General features: G+C 59.8%; 23 protein-coding genes and 1 tRNA gene. 3 read left to right on the forward strand and 21 right to left on the reverse strand.

Going from position 1 to position 24572, the window contains the following annotated elements; translation table 11 throughout:
* Positions 1 to 65 precede the first annotated feature (65 nt).
* From NH395_RS17900 to NH395_RS17930, 7 genes are all read right to left on the reverse strand, one after another.
* Positions 66 to 689, reverse strand: a complete 624-nt coding sequence (locus tag NH395_RS17900) for an AAA family ATPase (protein WP_253026814.1) — start codon at positions 687 to 689, stop codon at positions 66 to 68.
* Between the two features lie 89 nt (positions 690 to 778).
* Positions 779 to 1834 (reverse strand): hypothetical protein, encoded by a 1056-nt coding sequence (locus tag NH395_RS17905; protein ID WP_253026815.1) that lies wholly within the window; start codon positions 1832 to 1834, stop codon positions 779 to 781.
* 190 nt (positions 1835 to 2024) lie between these two features.
* Positions 2025 to 2906 (reverse strand): hypothetical protein, encoded by an 882-nt coding sequence (locus NH395_RS17910; RefSeq protein WP_253026816.1) that lies wholly within the window; start codon positions 2904 to 2906, stop codon positions 2025 to 2027.
* A 2-nt stretch (positions 2907 to 2908) separates the two neighbouring features.
* On the reverse strand, positions 2909 to 4153 hold the full coding sequence (locus NH395_RS17915) for a hypothetical protein (RefSeq protein WP_253026817.1): 1245 nt from the start codon (positions 4151 to 4153) through the stop codon (positions 2909 to 2911).
* Entirely contained in the window at positions 4150 to 4776 is a 627-nt protein-coding gene (locus NH395_RS17920) for a hypothetical protein (protein WP_146876034.1), read from the reverse strand. The genes NH395_RS17915 and NH395_RS17920 overlap by 4 nt, the downstream gene beginning before the upstream one ends.
* Positions 4777 to 4787: 11 nt before the next feature.
* On the reverse strand, positions 4788 to 8471 hold the full coding sequence (locus tag NH395_RS17925; RefSeq protein WP_253026818.1) for an ATP-binding protein: 3684 nt from the start codon (positions 8469 to 8471) through the stop codon (positions 4788 to 4790).
* A gap of 112 nt (positions 8472 to 8583) precedes the next feature.
* The gene (locus NH395_RS17930; protein ID WP_253026819.1) at positions 8584 to 9606 is read right to left on the reverse strand and encodes a histone deacetylase family protein; all 1023 of its coding nucleotides are present in this window, start codon (positions 9604 to 9606) and stop codon (positions 8584 to 8586) included.
* Between the two features lie 80 nt (positions 9607 to 9686).
* Between NH395_RS17930 and NH395_RS17935 the strand changes: the two genes are divergently transcribed.
* Complete coding sequence (locus tag NH395_RS17935; protein ID WP_253026820.1) at positions 9687 to 10790, forward strand: histidinol-phosphate transaminase; 1104 nt, start codon at positions 9687 to 9689, stop codon at positions 10788 to 10790.
* On the opposite strand, the gene NH395_RS17940 is transcribed toward NH395_RS17935, so the two are convergent.
* The 9 genes from NH395_RS17940 to NH395_RS17980 all read right to left on the reverse strand — a co-directional run bounded on the left by NH395_RS17940 (position 10787) and on the right by NH395_RS17980 (position 19167).
* Complete coding sequence (locus NH395_RS17940; protein ID WP_253026821.1) at positions 10787 to 11743, reverse strand: branched-chain amino acid transaminase; 957 nt, start codon at positions 11741 to 11743, stop codon at positions 10787 to 10789. The genes NH395_RS17935 and NH395_RS17940 overlap by 4 nt on opposite strands.
* Positions 11740 to 12846, reverse strand: coding sequence for a class II histone deacetylase (locus NH395_RS17945; RefSeq protein ID WP_253026823.1), 1107 nt, complete (start codon positions 12844 to 12846; stop codon positions 11740 to 11742). Before NH395_RS17945 ends, NH395_RS17940 begins: the two co-directional genes overlap by 4 nt.
* Entirely contained in the window at positions 12843 to 13874 is a 1032-nt protein-coding gene (locus tag NH395_RS17950; RefSeq protein ID WP_253026825.1) for a histone deacetylase family protein, read from the reverse strand. Before NH395_RS17950 ends, NH395_RS17945 begins: the two co-directional genes overlap by 4 nt.
* A 28-nt stretch (positions 13875 to 13902) precedes the next feature.
* Positions 13903 to 15177 (reverse strand): TRAP transporter large permease, encoded by a 1275-nt coding sequence (locus NH395_RS17955; RefSeq protein WP_253026827.1) that lies wholly within the window; start codon positions 15175 to 15177, stop codon positions 13903 to 13905.
* Positions 15174 to 15719: a TRAP transporter small permease subunit gene (locus NH395_RS17960; protein ID WP_253026829.1), complete on the reverse strand. Its 546-nt coding sequence runs from the start codon at positions 15717 to 15719 to the stop codon at positions 15174 to 15176. Before NH395_RS17960 ends, NH395_RS17955 begins: the two co-directional genes overlap by 4 nt.
* Positions 15720 to 15817: 98 nt before the next feature.
* Positions 15818 to 16891 (reverse strand): TRAP transporter substrate-binding protein DctP, encoded by a 1074-nt coding sequence (gene dctP / locus NH395_RS17965; RefSeq protein WP_066321849.1) that lies wholly within the window; start codon positions 16889 to 16891, stop codon positions 15818 to 15820.
* Positions 16892 to 16976: 85 nt separating this feature from the next.
* The gene (locus NH395_RS17970) at positions 16977 to 17912 is read right to left on the reverse strand and encodes an ornithine cyclodeaminase family protein (RefSeq protein ID WP_253026831.1); all 936 of its coding nucleotides are present in this window, start codon (positions 17910 to 17912) and stop codon (positions 16977 to 16979) included.
* A gap of 1 nt (position 17913) precedes the next feature.
* Entirely contained in the window at positions 17914 to 18270 is a 357-nt protein-coding gene (locus NH395_RS17975) for a RidA family protein (RefSeq protein WP_253026833.1), read from the reverse strand.
* Positions 18271 to 18399: 129 nt separating this feature from the next.
* On the reverse strand, positions 18400 to 19167 hold the full coding sequence (locus NH395_RS17980) for a helix-turn-helix domain-containing protein (protein ID WP_253026835.1): 768 nt from the start codon (positions 19165 to 19167) through the stop codon (positions 18400 to 18402).
* Between the two features lie 186 nt (positions 19168 to 19353).
* Between NH395_RS17980 and NH395_RS17985 the strand changes: the two genes are divergently transcribed.
* Positions 19354 to 20718, forward strand: a complete 1365-nt coding sequence (locus NH395_RS17985; RefSeq protein WP_253026837.1) for a glycosyltransferase — start codon at positions 19354 to 19356, stop codon at positions 20716 to 20718.
* 115 nt (positions 20719 to 20833) lie between these two features.
* Here NH395_RS17985 and NH395_RS17990 read toward each other — a convergent pair.
* Positions 20834 to 20928 (reverse strand) — tRNA-Leu (locus NH395_RS17990).
* Positions 20929 to 21094: 166 nt separating this feature from the next.
* Between NH395_RS17990 and NH395_RS17995 the strand changes: the two genes are divergently transcribed.
* Positions 21095 to 21325: a DUF1654 domain-containing protein gene (locus NH395_RS17995; RefSeq protein ID WP_253026839.1), complete on the forward strand. Its 231-nt coding sequence runs from the start codon at positions 21095 to 21097 to the stop codon at positions 21323 to 21325.
* Between the two features lie 3 nt (positions 21326 to 21328).
* Here NH395_RS17995 and NH395_RS18000 read toward each other — a convergent pair whose 3' ends face one another.
* The 4 genes from NH395_RS18000 to NH395_RS18015 form a co-directional block, all read right to left on the reverse strand.
* On the reverse strand, positions 21329 to 21769 hold the full coding sequence (locus NH395_RS18000) for a hypothetical protein (RefSeq protein ID WP_253026841.1): 441 nt from the start codon (positions 21767 to 21769) through the stop codon (positions 21329 to 21331).
* Positions 21756 to 22775: a reverse transcriptase domain-containing protein gene (locus NH395_RS18005; RefSeq protein WP_253026843.1), complete on the reverse strand. Its 1020-nt coding sequence runs from the start codon at positions 22773 to 22775 to the stop codon at positions 21756 to 21758. Before NH395_RS18005 ends, NH395_RS18000 begins: the two co-directional genes overlap by 14 nt.
* 314 nt (positions 22776 to 23089) lie before the next feature.
* On the reverse strand, positions 23090 to 23476 hold the full coding sequence (locus tag NH395_RS18010) for a four helix bundle protein (protein ID WP_253026845.1): 387 nt from the start codon (positions 23474 to 23476) through the stop codon (positions 23090 to 23092).
* Positions 23477 to 23493: 17 nt separating this feature from the next.
* A partial coding sequence (locus tag NH395_RS18015) for a hypothetical protein (RefSeq protein ID WP_253026847.1) occupies positions 23494 to 24572 on the reverse strand: 1079 nt, incomplete at its 5' end.

The raw sequence follows: 24572 nt of genomic DNA on the forward strand, positions 1-24572 counted from the left end.
TCTTTCGCTTCTTGTTCTGGTACTCGGCTTCGGAGAAAGTGATCTGATCCATGCGGTAATGAATCCTAGGCAGTTGACGATGGCCGTATTATCGCTGATTTCGGAGACTTATTCAGAGTCTCCCTAGTTATTAGCTTGGTTATTTCAGCTGCTTGCTTTTCTGGTGTTGCGAAAGCATCTATCCTATGTGGAAGGGGGCGCCGAGAGTTAGCAACGTTCGGTGCTCCCCAAGGAACTTGATCATCCCAGTCATTTTTTTGAGTATCGAACCCTTGTCTCTTGGGGTCTTTGTTTGGGCTGTCCCAAACCCATTTTTCACGGATTAACCACTCGCTATCTGCAGTGGGCTCAAGCCATCTTTCACCCGGTGCATCATCAAACACGATTGTATGCAATTCAATTGTAGGCAGATTTTCTGGATCGACTTGCCCATTGGGAAAATCGTTTATTGTCAGTTTTCCATCCTTGGAGCCGTGGGACATTACAGTTTCATAAGCCCTCAAAATACTGCTTTTACCGACATTATTAGGCCCGACAAGAACAACGATGTCGTCAAGCTCGATCTCAACTGTCTCAGCCCCAATTGATCTGAAGTTATTGATCTGAAGTTTATGAAGACGGGGGCGAGGAGAGTTCCCTTCTTCATCGACAAGAGGAACCACCTCTACTGATTTCTTCTTAGCAGCCATGTTATCTCCTTGTAGGGGCTTAACGCCAGTGGTAACGGGCGGCAACAGAGCGCAGCGTAGTTGGAGTCCCGTTGACTACCTTGTTAGAACTAGCCCTCGGTATTTGGCTCCAAAGGCTTACCAGAAAACTGTTCCTCTTCGTCGTCGTAACGCCGCTCTTCCTCTATAAGAGGTTCAATCCATTCCTGTAATTCACTGAGCTTCTCAAATCTGGGGTAAGAGTTGTCATGCCAAGGCGCGCACATCAGCGTAGCTGAAGAGAATGCGTCACAGCTACGGCGAGGGTGCGTAAATAAATAGCTGTCAAAAACATCGTCTACCACCATGTAATGATGACTGAAAAAGAACTCACTCCAGCTATCCTCAACTTCTTCTTTTAGGCGAATATCAATCACCTCCACTTCAGCTAGCTCAAGTGACCTATTCTTCTCCCAAACTTCAAGCATCAGGCTTCGCGCCTCCACATCAGTTTTTGGTGCGCTATAGCCGAAAACAGTCAAAAAATAACCGTAGTTAAGGGAGGAGCGTAAAGCATCCCACTCACCCTTTATAAATGGGTCGGAGTTATAATCTTTATGCTTAACCGGATAGAGCAGCTTGGATGGAGAGAGAAGCTGATCACATTGCGAACAAACCCTACCGTTAACTCCGGAGACTCTGTCTTTTTCACAAACACCGATGGATACGTTGCCATGTAAAAAAGCCAACTGAGGCCGACGACCTTCGGCAATGTTCTCATTTCGCATATAGGCCTGGAGCAAAAACGGATCCCAGTTGTATGTTGCGATTATGTCCTTCTCTCGAAGGCTGAGGATAAGGTAATCGTAGATTGTTGGCTTGTCTGGTAGCGATAGAGAACTGAAGTATTCGTACACCTTAGACTCAATTTCGTATAGCAGATCAGGGTGTTCGCCCGACGATGCGAGCTCATCATAAAACGCTTCGAAATTTAAACCATTTGCTTCGAATCCGGCTTTTTCTATGTCTTCACGAAGGCCAATTGTGTCAATCAGTCCCTGCATTGATGGGAGTTCGTTTCCTTCAGAACCCCAGTCAAGGTATGCCGCAATACTGGCCCCTGCTCCTAAAAGAACGACATGCGGAGCGTGATTCACTTTGCCATCCATAGGCGGAATTGCGGGCATACAATCTCCTTTTTTGTTCTAACAGTGAATCTGCACCTCGCTACAAAACCTCAAGAAACGCGACGGCACGTTAATTGGGATTTTACAGCCCACCATTTTGACTCTACCCCATTGACTCTTCGGATAGCAAAGCCAATTTTGGCAGTATATCCAAAATTCGCGTGCCAGCGCGTTTTGCCGGTTTCAATCATCACACCAGCGCCACGCGCTCGAGTTGTTCACCCAACCACTGCTGCCTTAACCCACGCTGCTGGTCGAGTAGTAGCTTTAGATACGGCTGTAGCGGATGTTCCGCGGGTAGTTGGTCGCGGTGGCGTTGCAAGTGTGGGCGGTGGTCGAGTTGTTTGGCGGGGTCGTGGAAGGTGGTGGCTTGTTCGGTGAACCATGCTAGCGGCGGGAGTAGGAGGTGAGAAGCACCGCTGGAAAGCGCGATGCTGAGGCCTTTGACATCGAAGTCGCCTGCGTAGAAGTGTGGCTTTTGGGTCGTGTTCCAGGCGCTGGCGAGTTGCTTGAAGCCGCCGCCGTAGTGGCTGTCGCCGCGGTAGACGACCAGTGGGTTTGCGTAGTCGCCTAGCGCGGGAGTCTGCGGTGAAAAGTCGTAAAAGCTGTCCAGATTTTCGACCTGAATGAGCACGTCGCACTGCTCAAGGGTTATATCGCGCCAGTCGACGTCGTGCATCGAGCGCGGCTGGGCCGAGAGCCAAGTGGGTGTGCTGGCAGGCGTGTTCACCAATACCCGCTGGGCGCGTGGGCCTTCGCGGTTGGTTTTATCTTCATCGACGCCCTGCTCCGCTTGCGCCGCACTCGTCAAGCCGCTTTGCCATTGCCCAATGGTGGCCAGCCGTTGGCTTCTGAGCGCTTCGTTCACCTGTTGGATAAGGGCGCGATCAAAGCGCAGGGATTGGTGGCTTAGCCTGGGGCCTAGTTCAATGTGTTGCTCATCACACCAGTGGATGAAGGTTTCTACCCACTGCTGGCTGCGCTTCTTGTCCACCCACGTCTGCTTGCGCAGTTGGCGATCCACGTCGCTTAGCTTGCTGTAGACCTTGGCGGTGAGCGTCTGGTCATCCATCGTTACACCGCCAGGCCTAACGAAACATCGCGAATCAACTTCACATCGTTGAAGGCGCTTGCCCGTTCTTCCTGCTGATGAAGATGAAACGCGCGCTGTTCGCTGTGCGGTAGGCCCTGGTGCTCGGCGATCACCTGGAACAGCCAGATTTCTGGAGGCCATTGCAGCTCGCTTTGGTTCAGGTAGTCCAGGGCGCTGATGGGCGTTTGCTCGGCACGGTCCACTACGTTGAGGTAGAAGGTTTCGACGTCATCCTTGAGGGCCTGCTGGCGGGCGGCGATGAGCGTGTCTTCGACGTGTTCCGCCGGGCGTGCCGCGGTGACCGACTGGGCGGCACGTAACGGCGTGGGCACATCTTCCAGCAGCGCGCTGAGGGTGGGCATGTCCTGGGCGCGGTCCAGCGCCACGGCCCCGGCAGCGGTGAGGGGGGCTGCGTGATTGAACAGCGCGGGCACCTCGCTGCGGCGGGCGTAGTTGCCAGGGGTAAAGCCGGGGTGTTCGCGCAGGAAGGCGGCCATGCCGGAGACCAGGCGGCTGCGTGCCTGCATGCGGCGAAAACGCGCCATCAATTCTATCAAGCGATGCTGCACTTCCCGCAGACTGGTGTAGTGCTGGCTAAGTTGCTGCTGCAGCTGGCTGATCAACACCTTGCGCAGCGTGCCGTCGCTGCCTACCAGTTCGATCAACTCGTCAAAGTCGATCAGCGCCAGCCCGTCGAGCAGGCGGACCACCTGCTTTTGCGCGCGGTCGTTTTCGCGCACCTTGTCGTTGAGCTGGCTGACAAAGCCAAAGTCGCTGTTGAGCCGCTGCCACAGGCTGTCGATGGCGTCGGCAAAGCGGCCGTTCATGTCATCCACCGCCTGGCGCAGGCGCAACAGCTGCTGCTCCTGCTGCCAGTAGTCGCCGCGGCTGCTGGAATCGCGATAGCTCTGGATCAGGCTGCGGATCAGCTCCAGCGCCTCAGCCACATCGGCGTTGACGTGGCGCCGAGCTTCATCGGACACCATTTCGGCGATCAGCTCGCGCACCTTGGGGGTCAGCTTGAGGCCGCCCTGCTCGTCAGGCCGCCAGACAATCCGCGCGCTTAAAAGCTTGCGCAGCGCGGTGTGGCTCAGCCCTTCCAGGGGGACTTGATCGTTGGCATAGCCCTGCATCAGCGCTTCGGCGTGGCGGCCCAGCAGGGCCAGGCGCTCCACCCCGGTGGTGATCAGGCGGCTTTCCAGTCCTGGCGTTTCCGCGTCGTTCACAGCAGCGCCTCCTGGGTATCCTCGCCCTCGTCGTCCACCGGCAGGTGTTCTTCATCGCGAATAAAGCGCACCAGTTCGAGCAGGTAGTCGACTTTGCCGGTCACCAGGAACACCTGGCGGTCGGCGTGGGGCTGCAGCAGGTAGCCGTGCTCTCTTAACCGCTTGAACACCTGCTTGACCTGGGCGTCCAGCTGATCGCTTTGGGAGCCAAAAAAGCTGTCGGTAGCCAGGCGCTCGATGCGTTCGCGCAGGCTGGGGTTGTCTTCGCTTTTGGCCTGCAGCTCGCCGGGCTTGAGCACATCACCGGGGGACAACACGCTGTCACGGCCCAGGGCTTCCTGCACCAGCTGTAGCCATTCCAGCAGCGGCAGCAGGCTGTTGACGGTATCGCCCAGCTGGCGGGCGAGCTGGTCCCGCGCGCTGTCATCCAACTGGCGCCAGGCGAGAAAATACACGCCTTCCTCCTGGCTGCTGGCCACGCGGCGGTTGAGCGGGCGCAGGTAGCTGTCGATGGCCTCGCGGGTGGCGTCATCCTGCAGGCGCTTGAAGGCGCTTTCGTCGCTCACCGCGCAGATAAACTCGCCCGCCAGCAGCCGCTCCAGCAGCGGGCCATGGGGTAACAGACTCATATCGCTCATACCGGCACCTCCTCATGGCGGGCCTTGAGCCGCTCGGCCAGGCGGCTTTGGCGCGGCTCGATGCGTTTTAGCCGTCGTTTGGCGGGGTCGTCGGCGTCGCGGTCGATCAGGTAGCGGTTATGGAACAGCAGCAGCACGTCGGATTCCGGGTTGGGGAAGGCGCCGACAATATGAATCTGGTTGCTGTCACAGGCGTCGAACAGCTTTTCGACGTTGTGGTAGGCAAGCGTGCCGATCTCGTCGATGGGCCAGTGGATGGCGATCGCCGCCCGGCCGCGCAGCAGGCGGGTAAAGGCGAGCAGGAACTTGCACAGAATCAGATACGCCATGCCGTGGCTGGACGATTCGAGCAGCTGGCGGTCGTTCTTGATGATCAGGTCGGTGCCGCCTTCGTTGAGGTGCAGCTCCAGGCGCAGCAGGCTTTCGAAGCTGTATTGCTGGTCGCTGCGCAGCAAATCGACCACGTCCGCCAGGGCGTTGAGGTAGTCGTCGCTGGGCAGGGTCTGCTCGGAGTCACGCCACGCCTTGTAGCGCTGGGCGAACAGCTTGAGTGGCTCCCAAAAGCCGAGTTCGTCGATGGTCGACTGGATACGCACCTCGGCCTTGCTGATGCCATCCAGGCGCAGGTCGTCGGCCACTTCATCCGAGAGGCGCTTGCTCTGGGCGCTGATGCGGCGGTTGAGGTCGCGGAACACGGTGAAGAACTTGTCCAGGTCGTCGCTGAGGTTGCGCCCCTGCTGAATCAGCTGTTGCTGCTGGTCTTCCAGCAGTTTGAGCATGCCGCCGAGCAGCGGCAGCAGCGACCGCGGGTCGTCGGGGTCGGCCAGCCGGGCGCGCTCGCTTTCCAGCGCATCGACAAAACTGGTGCTGGCCCCTTTGATCAGCTGGCTCTCCGCCTCCTGGCAGCCCTTGCGCAGCGTGTCGCGCTCCTGGGCACGGCGCGAGAGTGCCTGACGGGTGCGCGCCAGCCGCTCGGCGACATCGCCGGGGGCCTCCTGTTGGGGCGTGGCGTCCGAGGTCAGGGTGAGCTCATCGAGCTGCTTGAGCAGCGGCTTGAGGTCGTTGAGCACCTCGTGGCTTTCGCGGCGCTTGCTTTCAAACGCGGCGACGTGCTGCTGGTGGGCGGCCTTGGTGGCTTTGAAGGCCTGCTGGTGTTCCTCGCGCTTCCGCTGGGCGGCGTCTATCTCACGGCTTAAACGCCCTTCCTGCTCGACCAGTTCGGGTTTGCGCTGCCCCCAGCTTACGCGCATAAAGCGCTTGTAGGCGTCCAGATCGTCCTGACGGGCGGCGGTGTGGCGGATGTGTTCGTCCAATTGCTGCAGCCGGGTGCGGGTATCCCGCAGTTTTTCCGGATCGACACCCTGGGCTTTCAATTCCTGGTCGAACGCCTCTTCCAGCTCTTCGCACTGGCGCTTGTGTTCGGCTTTCAGTTCGGTGAGCTGGGTCCTGTACTGCTGAATCTGCCGGTCGATGGACTCCAGTTGGCTTTGCGCATCGGCTTTTAGCTCCAGCAGTTCGGCCTTGTGGGCGGCGTTGAGCTTGTCCAGCGCGGTCTGGCGTTCGTCGCGCAGGGCTTGCTGCTGCGCTTCCTGTTCTGCCAGGGCAGCCTCCTGCTCGGCCTTGCGCTGGCGTTGCGCCTCGGCATGGCGCGCCTGGCACTGGCGGCGGGCATCCTGGGCGTATTCGACTTCTTCATCGGCGCGCTTCACCGCAAGTTGGGCCTGGCTTAGCGCTTCATCGGCGGCCTGGACGCGCTCGTTATGCCGTTTGAGCTGCTTTTCGCTGTTGGCAAGCTCGGCCTCGGCGCGCACCACGGCGTCGTCCGCCGCTTCAATGGCGGCCAGTAGGCTGGCTTCATCCTGGGCGTAGTCCGGCGGCTCGATCAGATGGGTATCCAGCACCAGGCCGTAAAGGTCGTCGCTGGGTTGCTCGGTCAAGGTCGGCGACAGGTCACGGCGCTCCAGCAGCTCGGGGGCGATCACCTTGCCCAGCCGCTGCTCCCATTCGGGCAGGTGGTAGCGCAGGAAATGGCGCAGCGAACCTTGAGCGGGGTCGCGCTGGCGGTGCAGCGCCTGGCTGGTTTGCTGGGCGCGGGTCAGCGTCCGGCGGGCATCCGCGTGGGCCTGCTCGGCGCCGTCGCGTTCGCGCTTCAGGCTATCCAGCTCGCGGCGCTGGCTTTCCCTCTGGCTGCTGGCGGCGTTGTGGTCGCTTTGCGCCTGGTCGATCCGCGCCTGAATCAGGGCGGCCTCTTCGCTTTCCTCCGCCGTGGGGCCGCTGTGGCTTAGCGCGGCTTTCAGCGCTGCCAGCCGTTCAACCCCCTGGTTGAGGCGTTCCTGAAAGTCGGCTTCTGTCTCTTCACGCTGGGTCTGGTAGCGGGCATCGAGATTGCGCTGGGCCTCCCAGTGGGCTTCCTGATGCGCGGCCTTTTCTTCGTTGAGGGCATCGACCAGCCCCTGGATCTCTTCGCTTTGGCGGGCCAGCGCTTCGCCCAGCTCGCGCAGCCGCTCTTCCTTGCGGGCCTGGCTTGCCTGCACGGCCTCTTGCAAGGCAGTCAGGTGGCTTTTCAGTTGCTCGAACTGCTCGCGTTTTTGGGGCAGCGCGTTGAGGTCGCGCTCAAGGGCGGGCATGTCTGCCGCCTCATAGGCTTCATACTGGTCCTGCAGGTCGCTCAGGTCGCGCTGGGTTTGTTTGAGACCGCTTTCCAGCTCGCTGAGCTGCTCGTTCAGCTCATCCCGGGCCGCCTCGTAGGCGTTTTTCTCGGCGTCGAATGCCTCTTGGCGCGTATTCATATCGGCTTCGGCATCGGCCAGGGTGCGCTCGACGTGGTGACGGTCGGCTTCCAATTGCGGTTTCAGCTGCCAGAGTGAGGCCTCCACATCCGCCAACTCGCGATCAACGTCGTGCAGCTTGGCAAGCGAACGCTGCAGCGGCTCCAGGCGCATGGACTGGCGCATCTGGTCAATCCACTCCCGCGCCTTGGCGCTGCGGATGCGGGTCACGGGCAGCTCGACACCGTCCTCTTCAAAGATCGCCGCCAGCATGGTCTTGAGGGTGTCCATCTTGCCCTCTTTGGCGTGCACCGCCGAGACCAGCTTTTCGATATGGCGGATACGATGCTCGGGCTTGACCAGGCTGAACTGCGCGGCCATCTGGCGCAGCTTGAGGGCATCCTTGCGATTGCCGTGGGGCATGATGCCGGGCGTGGGGGTAAAGTCGTTCTGGATCACCGCGCGGTATTCGGAGGTGGCCGTGAGCTTGGACGAGACGTTGATGTTCTCCCGGCGTAGGCCGTTGGCCCACTGGGCGTACTCCAATGCCACGGCGCCGTCTTCCCCCTCCACCAGATAATCCTCTGGCCGGTAAGGGGCGGCGACGAAACGATACTCCACCCCGCCTTCCGATTTGCGGGTCAGCACCACCTGGCAGATATTGCCCGCTTCGCGGCGGTATTCGTAGACCAGATAACTGTTGCGGTGGGGCAGGTAAAAGGCATCGAACTTCATGCGCGTCTTGGGGACGACTTTATTGGGTAACTCGCCGTAAAACACCGGCACCAGGCGCTGGAGCGTGGTTTTACCGGAAGCGTTGGTGCCGCAAATATTGGTGTGGCCATCCACACTCAGTTCGACCACGCCTTCCAGGTGGCCGTGAATCATCACGATGCGTAGCAGGTGGGCCATGCCGTGTCCTTTCGATGACTATTTCAATGACGATCTCAATGACGATCCGGATCGTTTACTGATCGCTGAAAGGGACTATCTTGCCAGACACCTTGATGGCTTGTCTTACTGATTACGCCTTGCTGAGCAGCCCTTCAAAGAAACTCACCGCATTGGCTTCCAGTCCTTCCAGGTAGTAACCGCCTTCCTGCACCACCAGTGTGGGTAAATTCAGGCCCGCTACTATGCGGCCAAGTTGACCAAAACCCGCTGTGGAGACGGCGACCTTCGCCTGAGGGTCCCGCTCATAAATATCAAACCCCAGCGCCAGCACCATGGCATCGGGCTCAAACAGGCGAATGGCCTGGCAGGCCTGTTCGAGACGCTCAAAAAATACCGACTCTGGTGAGCCGTGGGGCATCGGCAGGTTGATGTTGTAGCCGAGCCCTGCGCCCTGCCCGCGCTCGTCGTCGAAGCCGGTGACCGCGGGATAAAAGTTGGTGGTGTCGCCGTGGATAGAGATATACAGCACATCATCGCGCGGGTAGAAGATTTCCTGAACACCCTGCCCGTGGTGCATGTCGGGGTCCAACACCACGATACGGGGGTAGCGCGACGTCAGATGTTGAGCGGCAATCGCCGTGTTGTTTAGGAAACAGAAGCCACCGGCGGAATCGGTGCCCGCGTGGTGACCCGGCGGGCGCGATAGCGCATAGGCGAACCGCTCGCCGTTAAGCAGGGCCTCAGCACCGGCGACCGCGCTTTGCGCTGACCAGTATGCCGCCTGCCAGGTATGCTGACCCACCGGCGCGCTGCCGTCGGCCAGGTAGCGCGCGGCTTCCGCCAGGATGCCACGCAGGGCGTTGGGCGAACGCACGAAGATGTTGGAGATAACTTCGTCTCCCCAATCTTCGCCAAGGGCATGCCAGCGTTGATAGGCACTTTCCAGAAAGCGCAGGTAAGCCAGCGAATGCACCGCCCTTATCGGCGTTACGCCATAGTCGGCGGGAGATTGGATTTCAAAGCCAAGCTTCTGCGCAGCCGACAGCAGGTGAGTGGTGCGTTCCGGCACTTCTTGGGGCGTTCGCATCTTCCCGCGGGAGAAGTAGACTTGCGGCCGGTGAAGCGATTGGTCATCGTGGAAGAAGGTTTGCATGAGCCCCATCCTTATCAAGGTACCTGCATCAACACACTAAAATCTTAGGTTAATCATTCACTGTATTACCAGGAGCCGCCATGCCCCGCTACCCCGACCACTTAATGCGAGAAGGCCCCACCAACCCCTTCCCTGGTATCAAGGTGCTGGAGCGCAAGCTTGGCCATTCGATTCCCTACCAGTTGGGCTCCAACGAGGGGCTGGACATGCCCCACCGCGCCCTGCGCGAGCACTTTGGCGATGCCCTGGCCGCGCACGTTTACAGCTACGGCGATGCCGAGGCGTTGGGTATACGCAAGCGCCTGAGTGCCCAACAGGGCATGCCCTTGGAGACGCTGCTGGTGGATGCCGGCGCCGACAGCCTGATGGCGCTGGCCCTGCGCACGACCTGCGAACCCAGCGAGGCGGTGGTGAGCACCGCGGGCACCTACCCCACCTTTGGCTATTTCGCCAGGGGGCAGGGCTGCCAGCTGATCGAACCCAGCTATTTTGAGGCCCCAGGCGTGCTGGCCCCGGACCTCGACGCCCTGGCAACGGCATCGCAAGATGCCGACGCACGGGTGGTGTATCTGGCCAATCCGGACAACCCCAGCGGTCACCTGCACAGCGACAACGACATTCTCAAGCTGCGCGATGCCCTGCCCGAAACCTGCTGGCTATTGCTGGACGAGGCCTATGGGGATTTCCGCGACGATGCAGGCAGCGAATTCACCACTCGGGCGCTGCCGGGCGTGATCCGCCTGCGCACGCTGTCCAAGGCCCACGGCCTGGCCGGGCTGCGCATTGGCTACGCGATTGCCGAGCCAGACGTGCTGGCGATGATGATGAAGGTGCGCATTCATTATGCCGTCTCCACCTTCACCCAGGCCGCCGCCGAAGTGGTGCTCGACCATCCTGACGAGGTGAACCAGCATGTCGCCGACGTGAAAGCCCGCCGTGAGCGCTTGGCGGAGCACTTCCGTGCGCTGGGGGCCGACGTGCTGCCCAGCGCCACCAACTTTGTCGGCATTCGCCTGCCCAGCGCCGAGCTGGCCGCCGAGGTGCACCAGCAGCTGCTCGCCGAGGGCGTGCTGGTCGCTCGCCTGGCGCATCCGGAGCTTGCCAACGTGATACGCATTACCGCCGTGCAGGCCGCGTTGGAGCCGGGTAGGCTTGCTGTTTTAGAGCATGCGATTAGAAATTAAGACGGCGTTAGCCAGTGCCTGAAGTCAGCCAGCTCGCCGCGCACCGCCTGACGATATAAGCGCTGCAGTTGAGCGGTCACGCTGTTGGGGCTGATGGGCTCGTTGACAGGCGGAGCCCCCGCACGAACGCCAATGCATCGCCCATCCAGTTCACGCAGCGGCAGTATTTCGGCAGCGGTGCCGGTCAGGAAGGCTTCGTCGGCGGTGTACAGCTCGTCGCGGGTCATCCGCCGCTCGCGCACCTCGATGCCCAGTTCCCGTTGCGCCAGCTGAATCACGCTATCCCGGGTGATGCCCTGCAGGCAGGAGGTCACTTCCGGGGTGTGCAGCACGCCGTCGCGAAGTAAAAAGATGTTAGCCGCCGATGCCTCGGCCACGTAGCCCTCCGGGTCGAGCATGATGGTTTCATCAAACCCGGCTTTCAGCGCCGTATTCAGCGCCAGCATGGAGTTGACATAGTGGCCGTTGGTCTTGGCGCGACATAGGCTGATATTGACGTGGTGGCGCGCCCAGGAAGAGGTCAGCGCGCGCAGCCCGTGGGTTGCGGCCTGAGGGGATATGTAAGGGCCCAGGTCCCAGGCAGCGATCATCACATGGGTGGTCAAGCCCTGGGCGCGCAGTCCCAGGCCTTCCGCCCCGAAGAATACCGTGGGCTTCAAATACGCATTGCTCAGGCCGTTTTTGGCCAGGCACTCGCGCTGGGCGTCGATCAACGCCGCTTCGCTGAACGGCAGCGGCATATCCAGCGAATGGGCGCTTTCCACCAGGCGGCGGGTGTGCTCGGCGGCCCGGAACAGGTGCGTGCCGCTGGGGCCAGCGTAGGCGCGCACCCCTTCGAAACAGCCCATGCCGTAGTGCAGCGTGTGGGTGAAAACATGCACCTTGGCGTCGCGCCATTCACGCCATTCGCCGTCCTGCCAGATCCAGCCGTCGCGATCGTAAAGCGGTGTCATCGGGTTGTTTGCTCCCACTGTTGGCACCAGTCATCGATCAACGTCTGCTGGTGCGGTTGCAGGGCCTGATAGCCCCAGGCGGCAATTTCATCGTTTTGCGGATCGGGCACGGCGATCTCGCTGCCTGCCAGGGTCTGGATGACTGCGTGGCCGCAAAGCGGCGCGTAGCCTTCCGAATAGCCGCCTTCATGCACAAATACCAGCTTGCCGTCGCAGCAGCGCTCGGCCAGCGTTTTCAACTGGGCAGTCATGTCGGCGAACGCCTGGCTATTGAGCAACATTTTGCCTAACGGATCTTTGCCGCAGGCATCAAAACCGCAGGCCACCACGATGAGTTCGGGATTAAAGGCTTCCAGTGCGGGTAGCACCAGTTTTTCCATAGCGTAGGCGTAGGCGCCCAGGCCACAGCCCGGCGGCAAGGGCAGATTGAGGTTGGCGCCCCGGCCTGCGCCTTCGCCCTGCTCGTCAAAACTGCCGGTTTCAAGCGGGTAGTTGGCCGCCTGATGGATGGATACGGTCAGCACCTCCGGCTCGTCATAAAACGCCGCCTGCTGGCCGTTGCCGTGGTGCACGTCCCAGTCGAGTATCGCCACGCGATTGACCTGCCCCAAGGCGCGGGCGCGCATCACCGCCACGGGAATATTGCCCAGCAGGCAGAACCCGCGGCCCTGGTCGGCTTCCGCATGGTGACCCGGCGGGCGGCACAGAGCATAGGCGTTGCTCACCTCGCCAAGCGCCACGGCCTCCACGGCGGCGATGGCTAACCCGGCGGATTGGGTGGCCGCCGCCCAACTGCCCGGCATGTAGGGGGCGCAGTCGCCGCCGTTGCCGCCACGTGATTTGTCTCCCGCCTGCAGTTCGTCCAGATAGCGCAGGGTGTGAAAGCGCAGCAGATCATTCAGCGACGCAGCAGGCGGTTTCGCCACGCAAAGCTCATCGATCAGCCCGCTGACTTCGAGGATATTCTTCAGCCGCCGCTTGCTTTCCGGGCTTTCCGAGGCGGGCTGGGGCTGCAGGAATTCGCCAGGCGCGGAAAACACCCCGATGGCGCCCTGGTCGTGCCAGAAGCAGCGCTCGTGCCAGTAAAAACCGGTCCTACTCATGAGGTGAAGCCCTGCATGAAGGCGGTCAAGTTGGCGCTTAGGTGCTCGGTTGGATAACCCCCTTCCTGAATAATCACGGTGGGCAGCGCCAGGGCTGCCAGGCGTTTACCCACCTCGATAAACGCCTCGGTTTCCACCTTAAGCCCCGCTAATGGGTCCTCCTTGTGGGCATCGAGCCCCAGCGCCACCACCACGGCGTCCGGCGCATAGCGCTCCAGGGCGTCGATCAATATCGCCAGGGCGTCGAGATAGACGCCGCTGTCTCCGCCCAGCGGCAACGGCAGGTTGACGTTGGCGCCCTCGCCCTCCCCGCTGCCGGTCTCGTCGGCGCCGCCCCAAAAAAACGGGTAGAAGTCGCTGGGGTCGACGTGCAGCGAGCCGGTCCAGACATCGCGGCGATGATAGAAAATATCCTGGGTGCCGTTGCCGTGGTGCAGGTCCACGTCAATGATCGCCACTTTAGAAAACCGCTCGCGAAGCGCCGTGGCGGCCAGCGCCGAGTTATTCAGCAGGCAAAAGCCCCCGGCGCGTTCAGGCCCGGCGTGGTGACCCGGTGGGCGGCACAGCGCGTAGGCCGCAGGCGCCCCATCAAGCACTTCTTCTGCGGCGGCTTCGGCACTGGCGGCCGAGGCCAGGGCGCCTTGAAAGCTGGTGGCACTTAGCGGGCAGGCCATATCATGCAGATGCCAGCCTGCCTGGCCGATCGGGTGGCGTGGATAGTGGTGACCGCCGCCGCAGGGGTGAATATTGGGCGCGACAAATTCCGCTGCATCCGGCAGCGTCTGCCAGCGGGGGTAAATGGTTTCCAGAAACGTCAGGTAGCGCGGCGTATGAATCTGCTCCAGGCGCTTGCGCAACGTCGGCGAATCCGCCTCTCTGGGGGCGGTCAGGGTCAGCCCTGCGTTGGCCAAGCCTTGGGTCAGCAGCTCGGCGCGCACCGGCCCTTCCGGTGAAGGCGCTGGCTGGCCGCGCAACAGAAACGTTGGCGGCGCGTGGTAGGCCTGGTCAGGATGGTAGAAGCATTTCATGGTCACATTCGCATTCCTTGGCAGCCCGTTAAAGTAAAGAAGGAATCCAGGTAGAAAGCGCGGGGAACGCCGCCAGCAGCACGATCACCACCAGGAACGAGATGTAAAACGGCAGCGAGGCCACAATCGCCCGCTCATAGGGCACCTCGGCGATTCGCGCGGCGGTCATCAGCGTCATGCCGACCGGTGGTGTCACGTTGGAGATATTGAGCACCACGATCATCAGGATGGCGAAGTGCAGCGGGTCGAACCCCAACTGGATCATCGCGGGCACGAGGACCGGGGCAATCACCACCAACGCGGGCAGCACATCCATCACCGTGCCAATCACGATGAGCAGCAGGCAGACCAGCATCAATTGCACAAAGGCCGCGTCGCTGACGGTGGTGATGATGCTGGCCGCATCCCGGGCAATGCCCGAGCGGGTGACAAACCAGCCAAGCACCGCTGACGTGGCCAGGAGAAAAAACACCACCCCCGAGAAGCGTACCGTGGTCACCAGCGAATCCCAGATCTTGCGCCAGGTGAGGTTGCGGTAGAACACCACGCCGATCACGATGGCGTAAACCGCCGCAAAGCCCGAGGCTTCGGTAATCGTGGTGAGCCCTGAGAGAATACCGCCCAGGATAATCAGCGGCACCACCATGGCGGGAAGCGCCAGCAGAAACGAAATGACCGCCATCTTGAACGGCGTTGGCGCCTGCTTAGGGTAGTTGCGCTTCCAGGCCAGGAAAAAGCTCACGCCCAGCAGCGCCAATGCCATGATCAAGCCGGGAATGATGCCACCGGCAAACAGGTCGATCACCGAGATATCCCGCAGCAGCGTGGCGTAGACCACCATCACCACGCTTGGCGGAATAATCGGCCCGATGATCGACGAGCAGGCGGTGACCGCCGCGGCGTACTCGGCATCGTAGCCCTGCTTTTTCATCTCGGGGATCATGATCTTGCCGATTGCCACGGTGTCGGTCACCGCCGCGCCGGTCAGCCCGGCAAAAAACACCGAGACGGAGATATTCACGTGGGAGAGCGAGCCACGCACCCGGCCAAACAGCGCATTGTTGAACGCGATCAGCTTGTGGGTCAGCCCGCCCTGGTTCATCAACTCAGCGGTGAAAATAAAGTAGGGCACGGCGATCAGCAAAAAGCCGGAAACGCCCGAGAACATGCGGTCGGCAATGATGCCCAGCATGCGTTCGCCGCCCATGGCAAAACCGCCCGCCAGCCCCGACATGGCCATGACCACGGCCACCGGCGCGCCGATGAACAGCAGCAGTACGAAGACGATAATCGCAGGCGTCATGAGCGGTGCTCCCCGTCAGCCGAGTCGATGAGCTCGCCGATCACGTCGTCATCATCAATGAAATGCTCCAGCAGTGAAAAGCCATGCACCAGGTGCAGCAGCATGATGATGCCGCTGAGGGGCACCACGATGGCCGTCACCTTGCTGGGAATTTGAATTTGCGCGGACACCATGTAGACCTGAGTGGCGCTGGTGAAGTAATCCCAGCCGTACCAGGTCAGCATCAAGGCAAACAGCGCAATCACCGCCAAACAGAGCCCGGCAGCGATTTGCACCATGACTCTTGGCAGGCTGCGAACCAGCAGCGTCATGGCAACATGTTCGCCATAGCGCAACGAGATGGTCATGGATAAAAAGCCGATCCATGGCAAAAACAGTCGCGCCAGTGAGTACGTCCAGCTTAGCGTGCTGCCGGTCACCAGCTTGTAGATAAACGCGGTAAACGAAATGCCCAGCATCGCCAGAATACAGCCCACACACACCACGATAGCCACCTGATTGACGCTATCGCTCAGGCGGCGCAACGGTTGTAATACGCCCATAAAGCCCCCTCATGACAACGCCCGCTAATCAGGTTTTACGCCGGGGCGGTAATTGCCGCCCCGGCGTCGATCAGCAGCGCGTCGTTCTGGACATGCGTTTATTGGCCATAAACCCGGTAGTCTTCCTCAGCAACTGTCTGGCCAACGCTTTCGACTTCGTCCAGCAGCCCCTGCACACGGGCTTCGTCCATGCCGAAGTCATCGACAATCCATTCCTGCCAGGCAGGGCGGGCAATCTCGGCCATGCGTTCGCGCTCTTCATCGGGCATCAGGTAGCATTCTTCAAAGCGCTCGCAGGATTCCACCCAGCTGGCGGTGGCCAGGGCGCCGGACATGCCGTGGCTCATCTGGATCGCCTCACGCGCGGAGTTGATCAACACCTGTTGCTGCTCTTCGGGTAGCGATTGATACCACGATTCGCTGACCATCCAGGGGGCGCTGTTATACACGTGCCCGGTGAGTGTGGTGTAGTCGGTGACGGCATCGAAGTTGAAGGTGGTGTTGAGCACCGGGGCGTTGAACTGACCATCGGCCAGGCCGGTCTCCAGCGCGGTGATCAGCTCACCCCAGGGCAGCGGCGTGGCAGAAGCCCCGAGGGCTTGCATGATGGCGACGTGGGCGGGGTTCTCTTCAGTGCGGATGTTGAGCCCTTCCAGGTCTTCGACGGTCTCAATCAGGCGGACGTTGTTGGTAAACGCCACGAAGCCACCGCCATCATCGAAGGTGCCGAGGTAACGCATATCGGCGTCTTCAATGGTGCCGGACATGAAGTCAGCGAACCATTCACTGTCGAAGAAGGTCCAGGCCTGGCGCCAGTTGGTAAACAGGAACGGCGCTGTGACCACCTGGTAATCATCATAGAAGGACGACATGGCCCCGGCCGACATGATCGTCGACTGCAGCGTCCGTCCGCCCTGTACTTCTGAGCCGTTTTCCACCTCGGAGCCTAACTGGCCACCGCCGAAGATGTTGACCGTGAGATCCCCGTCGGTACGTGCCTCGACAAGGTTTTTGAAGTGCACCAGCGCCGGATAAATCGCGTTATTGCTCATGTCCTCCGGCAGTTGGGTGGCGATCACCATTTCATTGGATTGCGCTTGGGCATTAGCACTGGCAATGGCCAGGGGGAGCGCTGCCAGGGCGGCAATCAATATGGATTTGCTAGTGTTCATAACATACCTCGTTTTGGTTGTTGGTCGGTCTTGGTTATGACTGGCGTTACCACCTAATGGGTAGCGATTTCTTTAGTTGTGTGGGTTATTCGGGAAGTGACTCCCATACCTCAATGGCGGCGGCAAGATCTTCAAGCGACGCGCCTACCGATTTGAACAGCGTAATCGCCTCCTTTCCCGAGCGTCCGGGCTTGGTGTCAGATAGCACTTCGGCAAGCTCTGCCTGAATCTGGTCGAACTGGAATTCCCCTTCGTCAATCGCCTGCAGAATATCCCCCGCCTCGCCTTGGGCACCGGCGTAGGTATCCACAAATACTTCGGCGCGGCGTAAACATAGGGCATCGGTTTCGCGCATTTGCGGGCGGAACGCTCCGATCAAATCCAGATGCGTGCCGTAGGTCAGCCATTCACCCTTGATCAGCGGCTGGGTGGAAAGCGTCACACAGCTGATGATATCGGCCTCGGCCACGGCATCGGCCAGCTCGTCGACCACCTGGATCTCGAAGCGGTCAGCGTAATCGTCGGCAATCGCTGCCGCCTTACTGGGGTTGCGCCCCCAAATCAGTACCCGCTGGATAGGCCGCACGCTGGCGTGGGCTTCGATCACCATCGGCGCCAGCTTGCCAGTGCCGACGACCAGCAGGGTCTCTGCGTTTTCATTCGCCAGGGCCTGGGCGGCAAGCGCTGACGCCGCCGCCGTGCGACGCCGGGTAAGCTCGCTGCCATCAATACATGCCAGCGGCTGACCGTGTTTGCCCTCGCTGAGCAGATAAAGCCCGGAGATAGCGGGAACGCCATGGTCGGCGTTTTGCGGAAACACATTGACCATCTTGACGCCGATATACCCGGCTTCTTCCCAGGCGGGCATCAGCAGCATGGTGGCTTCGCCATCAGGGCGGTGCATGGCGTGATGGTGGCGCGGCGGCGACTCCACGCCATTCACGAAGGTGGCATGTAGCCGCTTGACCAACCCCTCCCAGCTAAGCGCTCGAGCGACGTCTTGTGCAGATACAACCCGCATGTCAGGCCTCCGGCAGTGCGGCAATCACCATGATTTCAACCTTCCACTCGGGCTTGGCGAGTTTGGCTTCAACGGCAGCGCGCACGGGCGGACGGCCCGGAACCACCCAGGCATCCCAGGCGGCGTTCATCTGGTCGAACTCTGCCATGCTGGTCACCCAGATTTGCGCTGAAAGCAGGTACTCTTTGGAGGTACCGGCCTGGGCCAGCAGTTGGTCGATGCGTACCAGTACTTGTTCGGTTTGGCCGCGCATATCCGCCGAGGCATCTGAAGGTACTTGGCCCGCAAGGTAAACAGTGCCGTTATGAACCGCTACTTGGCTCATCCGCGCATTGCTGTCTTGGTAGGTAACGTTCACTGGGTCTCTCCATCAAAAAGGCTTCTTCAGAGACTAGAACGCTATTGGGCAAATTACTTGCCCGACACTGCGGTAAGTTTGCCCGTAAGTCATGCAAACCGATCTAAGGTGGCCGACTCCAGGAAATGCTTACCTGTCAGACGAGGGAGAGATTTCGAAATAGCGCCGGTACGCGCGCGAGAAACTGCCCTGGTCGCGAAAGCCGACCAGCATGGCGACATGCCCCAGGCTAAGCGTGCTGTGCCGTACCAACGTTCGAGCGTGCTCCAGGCGCCGCCGCTGGACATAAGCCAGCGGCGTCACGCCGGTTAGCTCGCGAAAACAGGTGTGGAAATGCCCCGGGCTCAAGGCGCAAAGTGCGGCTAGCTGCTCCACGCGGATTTCATCGGCTAGGTGCTGATCCAGCCAGGCATCCAGACGGGCGAGATCAAGGCGTTCGCTGATACAGTGCTGTCCCAACTGCTCAACGGCTTCAGGCCTGGCGTCGTGCAGATACATCGTCAGTGCGCGCAGCAGCAGAATGGCGATTTCATTCTGCAACCCGGGGCACTGCTCGAGCTGATTGGCCAGGGCGTGGGTAAGCTGATTTAACGCCGGGGGGACGCTGAAAAAACGCGGCCTATCGAACAGGCGCTCAATCTCGCTGCCTTTTTCAAGCGTGGCCAGTTGAGCCACGGGAACATCCAGCACCAAGGTCCGGTTACTGCCATCGCCCTGGTACTCGTGGTGGCGCGAAGAGGGAATCAGACAGCCACGCCGGGCCGTCACTCTTTCCCCCCGCCCCTCCATCGAAAGCTCCGTGACACCACAGGTCGCCAGTATCAGCTGATGGAAATCGTGGGTATGGGCCACCTGCTCCTGGGATAAGTTGCGGCTATGCAGCTCAAAAAGGGCCATGGTGGTTTACCGTATTTCGTCGAATGCGATTCATTCACTATAAAACGGCTCGGCGACAAAAAGCGAGGGGGCAGCCAACTGTGCGTTAACGCTCTACCGAGCGTGCAATATGGATGACACGCTGTCATCAGCAAGTCATGGGCTCGGGTTAGGGTGGCAATAAGCTGCCATAAGAGGTTAGACAACATGCCACAGCGTCGACGCCCTCCTCTCAACGCCCCGCTCAGTGACCAGGACGTCGCGGCGCTAACTCATCTAGCCAACGGCAATGCTCTCTACCTGCAACGTGAGGCTGACCGCGAGGCTCGGCGGGGATCGGCATTGGCGCTGCTTCACTCAACGGCGTCAACGGCTAACGCGCAGCCGGGATGCATGAAAGTACTGATGATTTCGGATGTCTATTTTCCCCGCGTCAATGGCGTCTCCACCTCCATTGCCAGCTTTCGCGGTGCCCTTGAGCGCCTGGGCCACTCAGTCACACTGGTCTGCCCCGACTACCCGTTGGGCCAAGTGGACGAACCGGGTGTACTGCGCATCCGCTCGCACCGGGTACCCGGTGACCCGGAGGATCGCATGATGCGCTACCGCGATCTGCTCGCTCTGACAGCGCAGCTTGCAGGCAAGGCGTTTGACCTTATTCATGTCCATACGCCCTTTACTGCCCACTATGCCGGTGTTGCCCTGGGTCGCCGACTCGGGCTTCCGGTGGTCGCGACCTACCACACACTTTTTGAGGCGTATGTTCAGCACTATATTCGCTGGTTACCACGACGCTGGCTACGCCTGGCCGCGCGGCGGCTTTCGGCACACCAATGCCATCAGCTAAGCGCCTTGGTAGCTCCCTCCCAAGCGATGCAGCATGCACTTATTCGCTACGGCGTGACCACGCCTACCACGGTGATTGCTACCGGCCTGGCGCTGGAGGCGTTCTGTTCGCCTCGGCATGACAGCGACTTTCGGGCGCATTACCACCTACCCCAGGAAGCACGACTGCTGCTCTATGTAGGCCGCACCGCCTTCGAGAAGAACATCGACTTTCTGATCGACATGCTGCCCAAGGTATTAGCCGAACACCCCACCACCCGGCTGATTATTACCGGCGAAGGTCCGGCCCATGACTCGCTTGTCCGGCGGGCTCAGGCGCTTGGCGTGACGGAATCGGTGCTATTTCTCGGTTATCTCGACCGCAGCGGCCCTTTGCAAGCGGCCTACCGCGCCGCCGATGTTTTCGTCTTTGCATCACGCACGGAAACCCAGGGGCTGGTACTGCTGGAAGCGATGGCACTGGGCACACCGGTGGTCTCCACCGCCACCATGGGCACGCTTGATGTCTTAAAAGAAGGTGAAGGCTGCCTAATCGCCGAGGAAAACCATAGCAACTTCGCCACTAAGGTTAACCAGCTATTAAGCGATGAAACACGCCGAGTACAGCTCGCCGAGCGCGGCCAAACCTATGCCGCCAGCTGGCACGAGGACGCCAAGAGCGCAGAGCTGGTTGCTCTTTATCGAAAGCTGGCGGCTGAACGTTTGGCTAATCGAGGAAGTAAGTAAGACAGTAAGGGCGGGAATCGCGATGGACACTTTGTAGACACACTCAAGCATCCTGAAGGAGAAAAGCTCAACGTCCAGACACAAAAAAAGGGGCCTAAGCCCCTGATTTTAAATATGGTGCCGGTGGCCAGACTCGAACTGGCACGCCTGTTACAGCGGCGGATTTTGAATCCGCTCTATCTAATTTCAAAGGCCGCGCTTGCACAAGGCTTTACAAAGAAATCAGCACCTTACCGATTTACTATATTTGCATACAGTGTATTGGTCGCATCGGTTCTGCGACCAAACTGCGACCACCCCGCTTGCATCCAACGATGACCATGGATTATCGTTCCCTCGAATACTGTATATATTACCAGCTTTAATAGAGGTGCCTATGTCCCAGAAAACCTATGAGCAGTTAGTCCAGCGAGTGCAGCGCGCGATCAACAGCCCGCTGGCTCAGTCTGAAAAGTGTGCCGAGATCTCACGCCAGCCAGACGACCACTCAGAAGACTGGGCGCGCATGCTGGATGATCTCGGCACCGTTGAAAATGTCACGCTGACACCCCTCGATGACACAGCGGAGCATGTAAGTATTCGCTGGAACCCTGCCGAAGCGATGTAATGACTACCGCTTGCTCGCATTCCTAAATAGCTGGTCTTTATCTCCCTCAGTCAACCCCAGCGCATCGGCAATCTGATTAAGCTGCGCATTCATGCGATCCCAAGTGCCTGCTTTCTGAATCCAGTTGCGAGCAAGTTTCCGTTCTACAGGGTCTTCAATGGCGTCGATCACCTGGTCGACTTGCTCATCAAGCCCTTCGACAATCAATTGCTCCATGCCCTGACGAGCGGATACTGATGCACTCTCCCGCCAGTCCTGCAGCTGTTCCTGGCTCATCGGTATCTCGGGGTAGCCGTCGAACTCGGCAAGCGTGTTGCCTGCAGCCAGCCAGGCTTCGACATCGGCGTATAACTCATTTAATACCGGCACGATCGCGCCTTTCTTTAAGCGTCCGTAATCTTCTAGGCAGACGACGCGCGATGATTGCTTGTCATAGGAGAACATTAGCGGAATCCTTCTTCGTTGATTTGTAGGTGAGTGCCAGCGAGTTGATGAGGTTGCGAGAATCAGCCCATTTGGCGTGCCCGCCCCAGCTGGCCAGAAACTTCCTTAGCTCTTCGGTTTCCCCTTCCCTGGCATAGCGGGTGATTTTCCGCTTGGCGCGTCGTACGCTATCTTTTCTTAGAAGCTTGTGTGTGGGCCAAATCCGGTACCCCAGGAAATTGACGCCGCGCGTGACCGGCTGCACGTTCCACTTGCTAAAGCGAAGGCCTAGCGCTTCGTTGCTATAGCGCTCCAGCTTATCTTTTAGTTGAAATAAGTAATCACGCTCATAGCCGAACACTACGACATCATCCATATAACGCAGGAACCGGCTTTCGCGGCAATGCTGAGCCAGGTAACGATCAACTTGTGTGCCGTTAACATTGGCGAACAGCTGACTGGTCAGCCAGCCTATATCCAGTCCGGTGCCCGTGCGTGGGACAAAGCGCTCTATTAACCACAGTGTGGCGCGACAGCTGATTTTGGCGTCGATGCGGCGCCATAGCGGCTCTCTCTGGATGCTGGCGAAATACTTTGAGTAGTCGGTTTTTAGTGCATATACCGTGCCGTCACTCCTTCCCATTTTCCTCATCATTGCTTGCGCCTTGATCGCACCGCTGTGCGTCCCGCGGCCTTCTCTGCAGGCGTATGACTGAGGCAGCATGCCTGCCTCAAAGATCGGCGCGGTCACGCCGTGAAGGGCGTGTTGCACGACCCTGTCTTCAAAGGGTAAGGCTGCTATGACGCGAGGCTTGGGCTCTCGAACCGTGAAGATGCGAGGATCGCCATGGAAGTATGAGCCCTCCAAAAGTCGCTCGCGTAGCAGCCTGAGGTTGTAGGCCTCATACTCTCGAAAATTTAAGTAGCCGCCTGAGTTTCGGCGGCCTTTTGCGGCCCGCTGGTAAGCGGTCCACAGGTTGTCCGGTGCGGTAATACGTTCAAACAGATTGCGGTACTTCTTGCCCATGACGATCCTTGTCAATAAATGCCGTGCGCAGGTCTCGATATTGGCGGTGCGCCTCACTACGCCCTGTTTCACGGACCTCGAAATGTATTCCCCGAGGGAGGTGTGTACTCGGCTGACCACCTGAAAGGCAGTCGCCTCCGGCGCCCGTAGGTAGCCGGACGGCTTAATTCGGTAATGGTCACAGGCCGCGCGCGAACCGATGTTGCTGTTCGAGTTGTCGGGCGCATTGTTCCAGTTCGAAGCGCGGGAACCCGCATTCGAGCCGTTGTTCCAGTTCGCGCCAAGTAGGACGGCGTCCCGCGTACACACCCTGATCACGCCTTGCCTTGGCGCTTGGTCGCGCCTTTACGCTCAAGCCAGGCGTGAATCATTCCACCGACTTCGGCGAGCTTGGTTTCTGCCACCTCTTGCTGGTGAGCCGTTATCATTCGCCGGTCGGGATGTTTCATTTGCCGCAAAAACCAACGAAGCGTGGCAAGCATGGCGTCGGCATGGTGCACCTTGCCTACTTGGTCGCTCATGGCAGCGGCGTAAAGTTGCTCTGGGACTCGCCACATCACGTCAAGAAATGCGTCTCGCATCCGGCTGTAGCGGCGGGGCATTGTGTGCGTGATGGGCTCGATATAATTCATGAAACCGTCAAAAACCGTGACGATTCTCAGCATCTCGGTCTTACGGCTATGTAGCTTTGGATCCGCCATTGTCTATTCGCTTCCGCTCATTGCGACAGGTTCAGGTGGTCACAGGCCGCGCGCGAACCGATGTAGCTGAAGGAGTTGTCGGGCGCATAGTTCCAGGACGAAGCGCGGGAACCCGCATTCGAGCCGTTGCTCCAGGCCGCGCCAAGCAGGACGGCCTTGAGATTCGAGGCGTATACATCGCCCCTCCCTTCCGTGATGTTCTGCCACCCTGAACCGCCGGTGGCTGCAACATCATCCCCCCATTGCCACATAACGCCCGTCGCCTGCTCAAGCCCACACGCTGAGCGATGGCCGGGCTGATGCTGAGTGGTGCCGGGGTCGGTGCCCACCGCTTGGCGCTCAACCACCCCGTACGCTGCCGCCGTAAATCCGGCATAGGCGAACCGGCGCTTGCCTGCGGCGGCGGCAAGGTCTGCCGACACCCACCAGCTCATGGAGCCGTACCGGTCAACACCGTTGCCGCCATAAATGCTAGGGATGATGGGGCGGTCGCTATCATCAGCTATCGTGACATTGGGGCGGCTATACCCAAGGATGCCGTAGTCGACATCCATCATATAAATATCGCCCCACTCATTAGCGGGCGTCAGCACCATCCCGCGAGGGTTCGGGGCGTTCGGCAGCCAACGCAAATCCCAAAGAGACCGCTCTGCTATCTCGCCCGTCAAGAAAACGTGGAAGCCACCAACAGCGCGACTGTCTGCCGGTGCTAAATCATCAGCATCTACCGCTTCAAGCGAGCCATCTGCCAGCGCATAGATTGTGTAGTCAGTGCCGTTGCTCAGCGTCGGAAGCACGATAGCCGTGGAGGCGTCGACGTTGATGATCGTAGAGGCAACAATGATCACCAGGTCACTCGCGGTCTCAAGCGTTGTGCTTGTAGGCGCTACCCAAGCAGGTTGACTGCTATCTGATTTTGTAAATCCTGAAGGCGTTACCGCCACGGCCGTGCCTGCTGGGTCCGCGCCCACTTGGGCAGGCGTATGCGCGCTGGCCTTTTCTTCGTGTGCAGTGACAGCGGCGCTGGCCGTGCCTGCTGGGTCAGCGCCTACTTGGGCAGGCGTATGCGCGCTGGCCTTTTCTTCGTGTGCAGTGA

It is taken from the genome of Halomonas sp. Mc5H-6 (genome assembly GCF_024124705.1).
Taxonomy (GTDB): Bacteria; Pseudomonadota; Gammaproteobacteria; order Pseudomonadales; family Halomonadaceae; genus Vreelandella; species Vreelandella subterranea.

Bases quoted from the DNA above. Each gene is read 5' to 3' on its own strand.
- NH395_RS17900 (WP_253026814.1), bottom strand. From the start codon at position 689: ATGGCTGCTAAGAAGAAATCAGTAGAGGTGGTTCCTCTTGTCGATGAA.
- NH395_RS17905 (WP_253026815.1), bottom strand. From the start codon at position 1,834: ATGCCCGCAATTCCGCCTATGGATGGCAAAGTGAATCACGCTCCGCAT.
- NH395_RS17910 (WP_253026816.1), bottom strand. From the start codon at position 2,906: ATGGATGACCAGACGCTCACCGCCAAGGTCTACAGCAAGCTAAGCGAC.
- NH395_RS17925 (WP_253026818.1), bottom strand. From the start codon at position 8,471: ATGGCCCACCTGCTACGCATCGTGATGATTCACGGCCACCTGGAAGGC.
- NH395_RS17930 (WP_253026819.1), bottom strand. From the start codon at position 9,606: ATGCAAACCTTCTTCCACGATGACCAATCGCTTCACCGGCCGCAAGTC.
- NH395_RS17935 (WP_253026820.1), top strand. From the start codon at position 9,687: ATGCCCCGCTACCCCGACCACTTAATGCGAGAAGGCCCCACCAACCCC.
- NH395_RS17940 (WP_253026821.1), bottom strand. From the start codon at position 11,743: ATGACACCGCTTTACGATCGCGACGGCTGGATCTGGCAGGACGGCGAA.
- NH395_RS17945 (WP_253026823.1), bottom strand. From the start codon at position 12,846: ATGAGTAGGACCGGTTTTTACTGGCACGAGCGCTGCTTCTGGCACGAC.
- NH395_RS17950 (WP_253026825.1), bottom strand. From the start codon at position 13,874: ATGAAATGCTTCTACCATCCTGACCAGGCCTACCACGCGCCGCCAACG.
- NH395_RS17955 (WP_253026827.1), bottom strand. From the start codon at position 15,177: ATGACGCCTGCGATTATCGTCTTCGTACTGCTGCTGTTCATCGGCGCG.
- NH395_RS17960 (WP_253026829.1), bottom strand. From the start codon at position 15,719: ATGGGCGTATTACAACCGTTGCGCCGCCTGAGCGATAGCGTCAATCAG.
- dctP (WP_066321849.1), bottom strand. From the start codon at position 16,891: ATGAACACTAGCAAATCCATATTGATTGCCGCCCTGGCAGCGCTCCCC.
- NH395_RS17970 (WP_253026831.1), bottom strand. From the start codon at position 17,912: ATGCGGGTTGTATCTGCACAAGACGTCGCTCGAGCGCTTAGCTGGGAG.
- NH395_RS17980 (WP_253026835.1), bottom strand. From the start codon at position 19,167: ATGGCCCTTTTTGAGCTGCATAGCCGCAACTTATCCCAGGAGCAGGTG.
- NH395_RS17985 (WP_253026837.1), top strand. From the start codon at position 19,354: ATGCCACAGCGTCGACGCCCTCCTCTCAACGCCCCGCTCAGTGACCAG.
- NH395_RS17995 (WP_253026839.1), top strand. From the start codon at position 21,095: ATGTCCCAGAAAACCTATGAGCAGTTAGTCCAGCGAGTGCAGCGCGCG.
- NH395_RS18000 (WP_253026841.1), bottom strand. From the start codon at position 21,769: ATGTTCTCCTATGACAAGCAATCATCGCGCGTCGTCTGCCTAGAAGAT.
- NH395_RS18005 (WP_253026843.1), bottom strand. From the start codon at position 22,775: ATGGGCAAGAAGTACCGCAATCTGTTTGAACGTATTACCGCACCGGAC.
- NH395_RS18010 (WP_253026845.1), bottom strand. From the start codon at position 23,476: ATGGCGGATCCAAAGCTACATAGCCGTAAGACCGAGATGCTGAGAATC.